General features: G+C 59.8%; 10 protein-coding genes and 1 pseudogene. 4 read left to right on the top strand and 7 right to left on the bottom strand.

Annotated elements, in window-relative coordinates:
• Positions 1 to 344: 344 nt before the first annotated feature.
• Complete coding sequence (locus QRN50_RS26100; protein WP_404944247.1) at positions 345 to 1,397, bottom strand: methyl-accepting chemotaxis protein; 1,053 nt, start codon at positions 1,395 to 1,397, stop codon at positions 345 to 347.
• 90 nt (positions 1,398 to 1,487) lie between these two features.
• Positions 1,488 to 1,904, bottom strand: a pseudogene (locus QRN50_RS26095) (MCP four helix bundle domain-containing protein); the annotation flags it as partial.
• A 477-nt stretch (positions 1,905 to 2,381) separates the two neighbouring features.
• Here QRN50_RS26095 and QRN50_RS23410 point away from each other — a divergent pair.
• Together QRN50_RS23410 and QRN50_RS23405 are read left to right on the top strand one after the other, a co-directional pair.
• Positions 2,382 to 2,615, top strand: coding sequence for a hypothetical protein (locus tag QRN50_RS23410; RefSeq protein ID WP_003402183.1), 234 nt, complete (start codon positions 2,382 to 2,384; stop codon positions 2,613 to 2,615).
• The gene (locus QRN50_RS23405; RefSeq protein WP_003316170.1) at positions 2,612 to 2,914 is read left to right on the top strand and encodes a cell division protein ZapA; all 303 of its coding nucleotides are present in this window, start codon (positions 2,612 to 2,614) and stop codon (positions 2,912 to 2,914) included. The genes QRN50_RS23410 and QRN50_RS23405 overlap by 4 nt, the downstream gene beginning before the upstream one ends.
• Before the next feature lie 25 nt (positions 2,915 to 2,939).
• Here QRN50_RS23405 and QRN50_RS23400 read toward each other — a convergent pair whose 3' ends face one another.
• Together QRN50_RS23400 and QRN50_RS23395 are read right to left on the bottom strand one after the other, a co-directional pair.
• Entirely contained in the window at positions 2,940 to 3,653 is a 714-nt protein-coding gene (locus tag QRN50_RS23400) for a 3'-5' exonuclease (protein WP_011269182.1), read from the bottom strand.
• On the bottom strand, positions 3,650 to 5,584 hold the full coding sequence (locus tag QRN50_RS23395; protein ID WP_032655812.1) for a DUF294 nucleotidyltransferase-like domain-containing protein: 1,935 nt from the start codon (positions 5,582 to 5,584) through the stop codon (positions 3,650 to 3,652). Before QRN50_RS23395 ends, QRN50_RS23400 begins: the two co-directional genes overlap by 4 nt.
• Positions 5,585 to 5,815: 231 nt before the next feature.
• Here QRN50_RS23395 and QRN50_RS23390 point away from each other — a divergent pair, with 231 nt between their 5' ends.
• On the top strand, positions 5,816 to 6,262 hold the full coding sequence (locus tag QRN50_RS23390) for a response regulator (RefSeq protein ID WP_003402175.1): 447 nt from the start codon (positions 5,816 to 5,818) through the stop codon (positions 6,260 to 6,262).
• Positions 6,263 to 6,328: 66 nt separating this feature from the next.
• Here QRN50_RS23390 and QRN50_RS23385 read toward each other — a convergent pair whose 3' ends face one another.
• Positions 6,329 to 8,506 (bottom strand): malate synthase G, encoded by a 2,178-nt coding sequence (locus QRN50_RS23385; RefSeq protein WP_096127363.1) that lies wholly within the window; start codon positions 8,504 to 8,506, stop codon positions 6,329 to 6,331.
• A gap of 322 nt (positions 8,507 to 8,828) precedes the next feature.
• Between QRN50_RS23385 and QRN50_RS23380 the strand changes: the two genes are divergently transcribed.
• Positions 8,829 to 9,371 carry a glycine cleavage system transcriptional repressor gene (locus QRN50_RS23380; RefSeq protein ID WP_096127364.1) on the top strand — a complete coding sequence of 181 codons (543 nt, stop codon included), beginning with the start codon at positions 8,829 to 8,831 and terminating at the stop codon, positions 9,369 to 9,371.
• A gap of 197 nt (positions 9,372 to 9,568) precedes the next feature.
• Here QRN50_RS23380 and rarD read toward each other — a convergent pair whose 3' ends face one another.
• Both rarD and QRN50_RS23370 read right to left on the bottom strand, forming a co-directional pair.
• On the bottom strand, positions 9,569 to 10,456 hold the full coding sequence (rarD, locus tag QRN50_RS23375) for an EamA family transporter RarD (RefSeq protein WP_024638690.1): 888 nt from the start codon (positions 10,454 to 10,456) through the stop codon (positions 9,569 to 9,571).
• A gap of 451 nt (positions 10,457 to 10,907) precedes the next feature.
• The gene (locus QRN50_RS23370) at positions 10,908 to 11,882 is read right to left on the bottom strand and encodes a serine/threonine protein kinase (RefSeq protein WP_011269177.1); all 975 of its coding nucleotides are present in this window, start codon (positions 11,880 to 11,882) and stop codon (positions 10,908 to 10,910) included.
• Positions 11,883 to 12,044: the final 162 nt, after the last annotated feature.

Below are 12,044 nucleotides of genomic sequence, written 5' to 3'. Positions count from 1 at the left end.
TTTGCTTCTGCCCGAAGGGTGTGAGCATTTTTCGCGAACAAGTTCGCTCCTACGGTCTGCGGCCAGAAGCTGAGGGATCACGGTTTGCTTCTGCCCGAAGGGTGTGAGCATTTTTCGCGAACAAGTTCGCTCCTACGGCCTGCGGCCAGAAGCTGAGGGATCACGGTTTGCTTCTGCCCGAAGGGCGTGAGCATTTTTCGTGAACAAGTTCGCTCCTACGGCCTGCGGCCAGAAGCTGAGGATCACGGTTTGCTTCTGCCCGAAGGGCGTAGGAGCGAACTTGTTCGCGAAGACTGGCTTTCACACAACATAGCTTCCGGAAATAAAACGCCCGTTTTCGAGCATCAAAGCGCGAAGCGCGCCACCATGCCGTTGAGGTCGATTGCCAGGCGTGACAGCTCGGTGCTGGCTGCGCTGGTCTGGTTGGCGCCGTTGGTGGATTGTGCCGACAGGTCGCGGATGTTGACCAGGTTGCGGTCCACTTCGCGGGCGACTTGTGCCTGTTCTTCGGCGGCGCTGGCGATGACCATGTTGCGTTCGTTGATCTCTTCCACGGCGCTGTTGATGGTATTCAGGGCCTGGCCTGCGCCCTTGGCGATGTTCAGCGTCGATTCGGCGCGTTCGGTGCTGTTGCGCATCGAGCTGACGGCCTGTTCCGTGCCGGTCTGAATGCTGCTGATCATGCGTTCGATTTCGCTGGTCGATTGCTGGGTGCGATGTGCCAGGGCACGGACTTCGTCGGCGACGACGGCAAAGCCACGTCCTGCTTCACCGGCCCGCGCTGCTTCGATGGCGGCGTTCAATGCCAGCAGATTGGTCTGGTCGGCCAGGCCGCGAATCACGTCGAGCACCTTGCCGATATCACGCGACTCATTGGCCAGGCTGATGATCAGCTCGGCGGTGCCTTGCACGTCGCCACTCATACGCTCGATGGCGCTGACGGTTTCCTGAACCAGGTCGCGGCCATCGCCCGCAGAGGTCGCTGCGCTGCGCGATGCCTGCGAGGTGCTGGTGGCGTTGCGCGCCACTTCTTCCACGGCGCTGGTCATCTGGTTGACCGCAGTGGCAGCCTGTTCTATTTCGTCGTTCTGCTGCACCAGCCCGCGTGCGCTTTCGTCAGTGACGGCATTCAGTTCTTCGGCTGCCGAAGCCAGTTGCGTGGCCGAGCCGGAAATACCCTGCAAGGTATCGCGCAGCTTGTCCTGCATGGTTTTCATGGCCAGCAGCAGACGACCGGCTTCATCGGTGCCGTCGATACTGATCGGCCGGGTCAGGTTGCCTTGCGCGATGGTCTCCGCTGCGAGCAGTGCGGTGGCAATCGGTGTGGTAATGCTCTTGATCAGCATCCAGGCAAACACGAGGGTCAGCAGGGTGGCGGCGATCAGCAGTCCGATCACCATATTGAATGCCGAGTCATACTCGATGGAGGCCTGCTCCTTGACCTCATTCAACTGCGCCGTATTGATATCCACCAGCTTGCGCAGCACAACGTTCATCTGGTCGGAGTTGCTGACCATTTCGTTGTTGAGCAAGCCCTGCAATTCGTCGATGTTGTTCGCACGGGTCAGCGTTTTCAGGCGGTCTTCAAGCTGGCGATACTGGCCCAGCAACTGCACGTACTGGCTATAGAGGTTGCGCTCGTCGGGGGTACTGATCAGCTTCTCGTAAACGGCCTGAGCGTCAGTGATCTGCTTGTTGCGCATCGCCATCAGCTCGATGGTTTTCTGCTGGGTTTCCGGATCGCGATTGACCAGCAATCGATAGGACAGCACCCGCAGACGAATGCTGACTTCAGCGAAGCGATCGAGGCTCTTGATGCTGGGCACGTTGCTGTCGGCCAGCACCTCGGTGGCGCTGCGGATCTTGCTCATCTGTGACAGTGCAAAGACGCCCAGAATCAGCATGAGGGTGCCGATCATGGCAAATCCAAGAAACGCTCGAGGCGCGATGTTCATATTTCGCAGGGACATAGAAAGCTTCCAGGGTCATTTACGCGTTCCATGCGATTTAGAGACGGAGATAAAGCCGTAAGTGGGGTGCCTATCGGACGTGCGACTAAAGTCTTGAGCCGATAGGCACGTATTGCGTGTGACTTAATCGTGACGATTTCTTCATTTCTTTCGCCGATCGGGCGCAAGCCTTTGAAAAGACGAGGCGGATGCTTTTTTCACGATGGCAGTCTGCCCATTGCCTGCGCGCATTTGTCGCAGTTTCAGACGGTCTGACGAACAGCAGGAACCGGATACCGAATAAGGAGTCACAAGCCCCCTACGCGTCTACGTTATCGATGTGTCGATGTGATGACAGAGCGGTGAGCGCTGGTATGCGCAGCGACTTTTCTTTATCGTACGCGCCCGTTGAAATTTGCTCGAGAAATCAAAATGTTGGAAGCCTCCCTTAGCCAATTGGAACAACTTGTCGGCGATCTGGTGCAGCAGAACCAGGCCCTTCAGGAAACAAATGCACAGCTCAGTGCCGAGCTGGCAAAAGCCAAGGACGAGAACGAGAACTTGCAACTGAGTCTGATGGAGCAGGAAGAGAAGCATGGCAGCACTGCCGCGCGTATCCAGGCACTGGTTGATCGCGCCACCAGCGCAAGTGCTGTCGGCGCATGAACGTCGATGGCAGCGGTGTAACCGTTCTCACCATTCTGGGCAATGAGTACTCGGTCAAGGCGCCGGCTGGCGAAGACCTGACCCTCATGAAGGCCGCTGCGATGCTCAATGCGTCGCTGGCCGACACCAAACGCAAATACCCGACGTTGATCGGTGACCGTCTGCTGGTCCTTGCAGCGCTGAACCTCTGCTCACAGCAGATCGAGCTCGAGCAACTGCACAAGGTCGAGCTCAAGCGCTACCGGGAGCAGGTTGAAGCGACGGTGGATGTGATCGCCAAGACCATCGCCCCGAACTGAACGGGAGGCGCTGACGAAGTCGCAGTCAGAACGAATGCGACTGTCTGCGCCTGCGCCACTGCCCGAGTGCTTCCTCCAGCCGCAAGGGGCTGTCGATCTGCTGACGACGGGCGTGGCTGAACAGGATCAGCGCCAGTTCTGCGGTAACCAGCGCATCGGCGCTGGCATGGTGACGCTGTTCGGCATGCAGACCAAAGAAACGGGTCCAGTCATCCAGCCCGGCATGACGCAGGTTGGCGTGCTCGCAGAGCATCGGGGCGATTTCGGCGGCGTCGAAAAACGCGTGCTGCAAGCGATAGCCCAGGCTTTCCTTCAAGGCGCGCGACAGCATGTGCTGATCGAATGGCGCATGAAAGCCGAGAATCGGGCTGTCTCCGACGAACTCCATGAAGTCCAGCAAGGCCTCGACCGGCTCACTGCCAGCGGCAATCGCACTGGGCGCCAGCCCATGAATCAGAACGGCCGGACTGATCTTGTGGTCGACGCGCAACAGCGTGCGCTCGAACTGCTGGCCCAGATCGATGGCGCCGTCTTCAATCACCACAGCACCAATGGACAGCACCTGATCGCGGTTCATGTTCAGGCCACTGGTTTCCAGGTCCAGCACGACCCAGCGCTGTTCACGCAGTGACGTGTCACTGAGGTTCGCGCACACCGGCAGTCGTTTAAGGCGCTCCAGTTGGTGCGCGTGCAAGGGTGTCTTTTTCGGCCGTGGTTTGAGCCATTCGAACAGGTTCATAGCTGATAACGCAGGGTCAGGCTGGTTTGCAATCGCTGCGCCTGGCGAAACGATTCGCGCAGAATGCGCCGGTCCAGATGGTTGAGTGTGTCGGGGTCGATGCGGTTGGAATAAGCCAGATTCTGGCGACTTTGCAGCTGATGTTGCTGCATGCGAGTCTGCTGGATGAAGTGATAAGCCTCCTCATACGCAGCACCGTCGAGCGGGTCGATGACTTCGCGCTCGACCAGTTGGCGCAGGCGTTCCTGCGTGTTGTTGACCCCGATACCGTTGGCCAGTGCCAGCAGGCGCGCACCGTCGACGAAGGGCGTCAGGCCTTCGACCTTGAGGTCCAGCGTGTCCTTTTCACTGCCTTTGCGGGCCAGCACGAAATCCTTGAAACGACCCACCGGCGGACGCTGGCGCAGTGCGTTGTCGGCCATCATGCGCTGGAACAGCCGGTTGTCTGCGACCTGATCAAGAATGCCGCGGCGCAGTTGCTCGACGCCACTTTCATCCCCCCAGACCACGCGCACATCGAAATAGATACTCGAGGCCAGCAGGTTCTCCGGTGTCGCCTCGCGAATAAACGTCGAGAAGCGCTGCGACCATTCAAGGCGCGACAGGCACAGGTCGGGGTTGCCGGCCATGATGTTGCCCTTGCACAGGGTAAAACCGCACTGCGCCAGGCTCTGATTGATACGTTCGGCGATCGGCAGCAGTGATCGGCGAATCTGCTCTGCCTCTGCTGCATCTCGGGCCTCGAACAGAATGGCGTTGTCCTGATCGGTATGCAGCGTCTGCTCGCGACGGCCTTCGCTGCCAAAGCACAGCCAGCTGAAGGCAATGCCGGGGTCGCCTTTCTCTGCAAGCGTCAGCTCGATCACCCGGCATACGGTGTGGTCGTTGAGCAGGGTGATGATCTGGGTTATCTGGGTTGAAGACGCGCCGTGGGCGAGCATGCGATCGACCAGCTGGACAATATCGCCGCGCAAGCCGGCAAGCGCTTCGATGCGTGGCGCGTTGCGGATGGTCCGCGCCAGGTGCACCAGGTCGACCCGTTGCAGGGAAAACAGATCCCGCTCCGACACCACGCCACACAACCGCCCGTCCCGGACCAGGCAGACGTGGGCGATATGGCGACCGGTCATGGCGATGGCGGCGTCGAATGCACTGGCGTCCGGGCTCAGGTGGAACGGTGACAGGCTCATGGTGTGCCTGACCGGTGCGCTGAAGTCGGCATCCACATCGGCAACCGCCTCACGCAGGTCGCGCAGGGTAAAGATGCCCAGCGGCGCCTGCCGCTCGTCGACAATCACGATGCTGCCTACCTGCTGCTCATGCATCAGCCGCACGGCGTCGCGCATGGGCGTTTCCGGGCTGCACATCACCGGATGGCGCATGGCAAGTTCACCCAGCCGGGTATTCAGAGAGTACTGCGTGCCCAGGGTTTCGACGGCGCGCTGCTGGACTTGTTGATTGACTTGATCGAGCAGGCTGCTGACACCGCGCAAGGCAAAGTCGCGAAAGGTTGTGGAGAGCGCGAACAGTTTGATGAACGCCTGCTTGTTCAACTGCAGGCAGAACGTGTCCTCGGCAGCCAGATGCTCGGTGCGAGTGGCGCGCTCGCCGAGCAGGGCGGCGAGTGGAAAACACTCGCCCGTGGTTATTTCGAATGTTGTTTCCGTACCGCCTTTGGCAGAATGCGGGCGCTCGCCGACGATGCGACCCTGCTTGACGATGTAAAAGTGCTCCACCGGTCCGTCGCCAGGCTTGATGATGCTTTCACCGGCCGCGTAGAAGCGCAGCTGACACTGCTCGACCAGATACGCCAGATGGGCGTTTTCCATCTGATTGAATGGCGGGAATTTTTGCAGAAACTGCATGGTGCCGTGTATGTTCTGCAGCACGGCTGTCTTGCCTGCCTGGGTGAAAGCATCTGCCTTGCTCATGGCCTGTTCCGCGTTCTTGTTATTGGTGCTCATGGTCGGCCGCTTGCAGCCAGGTGCCCATTGGACGTAAGTCTTACCTTGAACCCCGTGACACCGCCGTGCTGCTTGCGGCATAACTGATTTGACGAGCGCAATGGATTGCGAGCGAAGATTGGCCAGGATGCCGACGAAATGCATCGCAGATTGACCCGTATCTGCTGTCGGATTAGTTCAGGGAATGATGAGACTGCAATGATTGACCACGATATTCTGAGCGACGATGAGCGCGATGCCCTTCATGAGGTCATGCTCACGCCTGCACGTGACGCCCCGCAACGGGTCCTGATCGTCGATGACGACAGCGACGCGCGCGAGCTGCTGGCCGAAATTCTGAGCCTCAATGACATCAGTTGCATGACCGCGCCCGGTGGCGATACGGCGCTGCAGATGATCCACTCGCGTCAGTCCATCGGACTGCTGATCACCGACTTGCGGATGGCTCCTTTTGACGGGCTGGATCTGATTCGCAAGGTTCGTGAGTCGGATCGTGCCGAACTGCCGATCATCATCGTGTCCGGCGACGCCAACGTGCGCGATGCCATCGATGCCATGCACCTGAACGTGGTGGACTTCCTTCTCAAACCGCTCAATACCAAGCAGTTGGTGAAGCTGGTCAAGCGGGAATTGGGGATAAGTTGAGGCGGTGAGCCCTTGCGGGTTCTGGTCCGGCAAGGACCAGAACCCGCAAGGAGGGTGTGCGGCGCATTACAGGCCGTTGATGGCCTTGAACTCCCGACGGCGGCGGTGCAATACCGGCTCGGTGTAGCCGTTGGGCTGCCGGGTACCTTCGATGACCAGTTCGACCGCCGCCTGGAAGGCGATGTTGCTGTCGAAGTCGGGTGCCAGCGGGCGATACAGCGGGTCGTTGGCGTTCTGGCGATCCACCACCGATGCCATGCGCTTGAGACTCTCAAGCACCTGAGCTTCGCTGACGACACCATGACGCAGCCAGTTGGCCATGTGCTGGCTGGAGATGCGCAGCGTAGCGCGGTCTTCCATCAGGCCGATGTCATTGATGTCCGGCACTTTCGAACACCCCACGCCCTGATCGATCCAGCGCACTACGTAGCCAAGAATGCCCTGCGCGTTGTTGTCCAGTTCGTTCTGGATTTCTTCCGGCGTCCAGTCAGTGTTCGGTGCCAGCGCAATGGTCAGAATGTCATCCACCGAGGCTTGCTCGCGCTGCGCCAGTTCGGCCTGCCGGGCGAACACGTCGACCTTGTGGTAATGCAGCGCGTGCAGCGCAGCCGCCGTAGGTGACGGGACCCAGGCGGTGTTGGCGCCAGCCAGGGGATGAGCGATTTTCTGCTCCAGCATGGCGGCCATCAGGTCCGGCATGGCCCACATGCCTTTGCCGATCTGTGCGCGACCTTGCAGGCCGCATTTCAGGCCGATGTCGACGTTGGAGTTCTCGTAGGCAGTGATCCACTTCTCGGCTTTCATCTGTGCCTTGCGTACCACCGGACCCGCTTCCATGGAGGTATGGATTTCGTCGCCGGTGCGGTCGAGGAAGCCGGTGTTGATGAATACCACGCGCTCGCTGGCGGCCTGAATGCAGGCCTTGAGGTTGACCGTGGTGCGGCGCTCCTCGTCCATGATCCCGACCTTCAAGGTGTTACGCGGCAAGCCCAGTACCTGCTCGATACGTTCGAACAGTTCGTTGGTGAACGCCGCTTCCTGCGGGCCGTGCATCTTCGGTTTGACGATGTACATCGAACCGCTGCGGCTGTTGCTGCGCGAGGTGTTGCCCTTGAGGTTGTGGAGGGCGGCGAGGCCGGTCAGCAGGCCGTCGAGAATGCCTTCCGGCACTTCGTTGCCGTGTTTGTCGAGAATCGCATCGATGGTCATCAAGTGGCCCACGTTGCGAATGAACAGCAGCGAGCGACCGTGCAGGGTGACTTCGCCGCCCTCTGGCGTGGTGTAGACGCGGTCCGGGTTCATGGTGCGGGTAAAGGTTTCACCGCCCTTGGACACCGACTCGGCCAGGTCGCCCTTCATCAGGCCCAGCCAGTTGCGGTAGACAACCACTTTGTCGTCGGCGTCCACAGCGGCAATGGAATCTTCGCAGTCCATGATGGTGGTCAGCGCGGCTTCCATGAGGATGTCTTTCACGCCCGCCGGATCGGTCTGCCCGACCGGGCTGGCGGCGTCGATCTGCAGTTCGAAGTGCAGACCGTTGTGCTTGAGCAGCAAGGCAAACGGCGCCAGGGCATCGCCTTGAAAACCGATCAGTTGGGCGTCATCGTGCAGGCCGGTATTGCTGCCACCCTTGAGACTCACGACCAGCTTGCCGTCGATCAGCTTATAAGCTGTCGAGTCGGCATGTGAACCTGCTGACAGAGGCGCTGCCTGATCGAGAAAGGCACGAGCGAAAGCAATCACCTTGTCGCCACGCACCTTGTTATAGCCCTTGCCCTTTTGCGCGCCGCCTTCTTCGCTGATGGCGTCGGTGCCGTAGAGCGCGTCATACAGCGAACCCCAACGGGCATTCGACGCATTGAGCGCAAACCGGGCGTTCATCACCGGCACGACCAGTTGCGGGCCAGCCATGGTGGCGATTTCTTCATCGACGTTTTGCGTGGTGATCTGGAAATCCGCCGCTTCTGGCAGCAGGTAGCCGATCTCCTGAAGGAAGGCTTTGTAGGCCGAGGCGTCGTGAGCCTGCCCGGCATGCGACTGGTGCCAGGCGTCGATTTTCGCCTGTAACTCATCACGTTTGGCGAGCAGTGCCTTGTTCTTTGGCGCAAGGTCGTGGATCAGTTTGTCCGCACCGGCCCAGAACGCAGTGGCATCGACGCCGGTTCCGGGGGTGGCTTCGTTCTGCACGAAGTCGAACAGGACTCTGGCGACTTGCAGGTCACCGACTTGAACGTACTCAGTCATTGCACTTGCCTCACTCTGCTCAGCAGGGTCGAGCACACTCGGGGAGCGCTCTGTTATTGATCCGGGTGTCATGTAGTGCGAAATTCGGGATACTACATGAGCCGCCGTCGCGTGAAAACGTCGCTGAATATGTCACTAAACGACTGGATATTCATATCGGGTCACGATGATAGCCACCGTGTCCCCAAAGGCGCTCAGGATTGTTCCATAAAGCGTGGCAAACGGTACACGATTTACCGCGAGCCAGGTGCCCGTCGGGCATGCCTATACTCGTATGACCGACGCTGTCTCCGAATCATCTGTGCAGAAAGAGGAATTGACCGTGGATCATCTCGTCGTAACGCTGGTTGCCCCCGACAAACCGGGTCAGGTCGAACGCATCTCGAAGTGCATTGCCGAGCACGGCGGCAACTGGCTGGAAAGCCGCATGTCGCGGATGGCCGGACAATTTGCCGGGATCCTCAAGGTCGGCGTCGAGGCGGAAAAGTATGACGACCTGATCAAGGCGCTGAACGGCCTGTCAGCCCATGGCATCCGCATGTTGCTGGCCGAGAGCGTGGTCGAGACGTCCGATACCACTCGAATGATCAGCATGGAGCTGGTCGGCAACGACCGCCCCGGCATCGTGCGTGACATCACCCGTTTGCTGGCCGGGCAGGGCGTCAACGTCGAACACCTGATCACCGACGTGTCCCCTGCGCCCATGAGCAGCGAACTGCTGTTCCATGCCGACGCCGTGCTGGGCGTCCCGCAGGACTTGTCACTGGATGATCTGCAAACGGCGCTCGAGACCCTGGCGGATGATTTGATGGTGGAGTTGGTGCTGGGGGCCAAGGAGTCATCCGTTTCGGGTTATCCAAGTTAATCGTGCACCTGCCTGTGGATAACCTGGGGGAATAGCCTTGCGGGCCATACCCGCCGAGGCCTGGCGCGTATTGATCAAAAATTCAACAGTTTCAAGGGCTTGTGCACAGATAAGGTCAGTCTGCCTGTGGATAACCCTTGGAGAACCTCTTGCAGGCCACGTCCTGCGTGCCCTGCGAGGTGTTGACTGTTTTTTGATCAGTGACGACCGCGGGATTTCAGCCAGATATCCACACTGTAGATCGCCAGCCCGGCCCAGATGAAGGCGAAGGTGATGAGGGTGCTGGTGGTCAGGTGTTCGCCATACAGCAGCACGGCCAGCAGCAGGACCAGTGTGGGCGCGACGTACTGCAGGAAGCCCAGGGTGGTGAAAGGCAAATGACGGGCGGCGGCGTTGAAGCACACCAGCGGTACCAGCGTGACCGGGCCGGCTGCGGCGAGCCAGATGGCTTGAGTCGTGGTCCAGAATTCTGGCTGGACGCTCACGGCCGTCGGGTTGATCGCCAGCCAGATCAGCGCCAGCGGCACCAGCATCCAGGTTTCGACGACCAGGCCGGGCAGGGCGGCGACCGGGGCTTGTTTGCGGATCAGCCCGTAGAACGCGAAGGTCAATGGCAGCGCCAGCGACACCCACGGCAGGCTGCCGACGTGCCAGACCTGCTGGGCGACGCCAATGGCGGCGAAGGCGACCGCCAGCATCTGCAGGCGTCTGAGGCGCTCGCCCAGTAGCAACATGCCAAGCAGCACGTTGACCAGCGGGTTGATGTAATACCCGAGGCTGGCTTCAAGCATGCGTCCGTTATTCACCGCCCAGACATAGATGATCCAGTTGCTGGCGATCAGGGTGCCGCTCAGCGCCAGTACGGCCAGCCGTTGCGGGTTGTTGCGCAGGTCGCGCCACCAGCCGGGATGCTTCCAGAACATCAGCACGATCGAGCCGAAGAGCGCTGACCAGAGCGCGCGATGGATGATGATCTCGATGGCCGGAACGGCGGCAATGGCTTTGAAGTAGATGGGGAACAGTCCCCAGATGATGTAAGCACTCAGGCCCAGAATGTACCCACGGCGTGGATTGGCAGCTTGCATGGAGCGTCCCTTTAATACAGAAAATTCCGGTTTTATTGTGGGGTGATGCAGTTGATGGTTTTGATCGTACTCACGCTGGAGCGCTCGATGTTATACACAGGTTCGACCGATTCACGACATCTGTGCCGCGCCGCTTGCTCAGGATCGGACACAGAGCGTCGCACGATAGTTGAGATTATCGTTCCTCACGCTCCAGCGTGGGAATGCCTTGGGTGACGTTCCGCGTCACAGATTTGCGTCGCTCCGCACATTCAGGATCGGACGCAGAGCGTCGCACGATAGTTGAGATTATCGTTCCTCACGCTCCAGCGTGGGAATGCCTTGGGTGACGCTCCGCGTCACAGATTTGCGTCGCTCCGCACATTCAGGATCGGACGCAGAGCGTCCAGAACTGCATGCGACGCAGAGCGTCGCACGATAGTCGGGGTTATCGTTCTGCACGCTCATCAGGTCAAAACAGTTTCAACGGTTCTTCATTCAGTGCTGCCATCTGCTCGCGCAGGGCCAGGATATGGTCGCCCCAGTAGCGCTCCGTGCCGAACCACGGAAAGCTGTGCGGGAACGCCGGGTCATCCCAACGGCGGGCCAGCCAGGCGCTGTAATGCATCAGGCGCAGGGCTCGCAGCGGTTCGATCAGGGCCAGTTCACGTGGGTCGAAATCATGAAATTCGTTGTAGCCGTCCATCAGTTCCGACAGCTGACCCAGACGCTCCTGACGGTCGCCGGCCAGCATCATCCAGATATCCTGAACGGCAGGGCCAAGGCGGCAATCGTCAAGGTCGACGATGTGGAACATCTCGTCGCGGCACATCATGTTGCCGGGGTGGCAGTCGCCATGCATGCGGATGTTGGTGTGCGGTGTGGCCGCGTAAACGTCTTCGACACGCTTGAGCAGGTCGCGGGCCACCGACTCGTAAGCCGGCAGCAGGCTGCGCGGAATGCAGTCGTTTTCCAGTAGAAAGTTGACCGAATCATGGCCGAAGTTCTTCACGCCCAGGGCTTCACGATGGGCGAACGGTTTGGTCGAGCCGACGGCATGCAGACGGCCCAGTAACTGGCCCAGGCGATACAGCTGATCAAGATTGCCCGGCTCCGGCGCTCGTCCACCGCGACGCGGGAACAGCGTGAAACGGAAACCGGCGTGCTCGAACAGGGTGGCGCCGTTGTGCACCATGGGCGCGACCACGGGCACTTCGACCTCGACCAGTTCAGCAGTGAAGCTGTGCTCTTCAAGGATGGCTTCGGTGGTCCAGCGCTGTGGGCGGTAAAACTTGGCGATCAGCGGTTGGCCGTCTTCGATACCGACCTGATACACGCGGTTTTCGTAACTGTTGAGCGCCAGGATGCGGGCATCGCTGAGAAAACCGATGCTTTCGACAGCATCCAGAACCAGATCGGGAGTAAGTGTTGCAAACGGGTGAGCCATGACTACTCCTGCGCGCAGCAGGTTGCCGCGTCGGACCGCTGATGGTAACGCAGACCGGTCCCGCTTCGCCAAACCCATCCGATTAAAGTGCTCAAGGGTCGGATTGTCACCAAACGGTCATCACCCGGTCGCGGTTTGGCCATGTTCGCCGCTTAGAGTTGC

It is taken from the genome of Pseudomonas sp. MEJ108 (assembly GCF_030208985.1).
GTDB classification, from domain to species: Bacteria; Pseudomonadota; Gammaproteobacteria; order Pseudomonadales; family Pseudomonadaceae; genus Aquipseudomonas; species Aquipseudomonas fragariae.
Note: the sequence above shows the minus strand (reverse complement) of the source record. Positions and strands in the feature narration are given on the sequence as shown.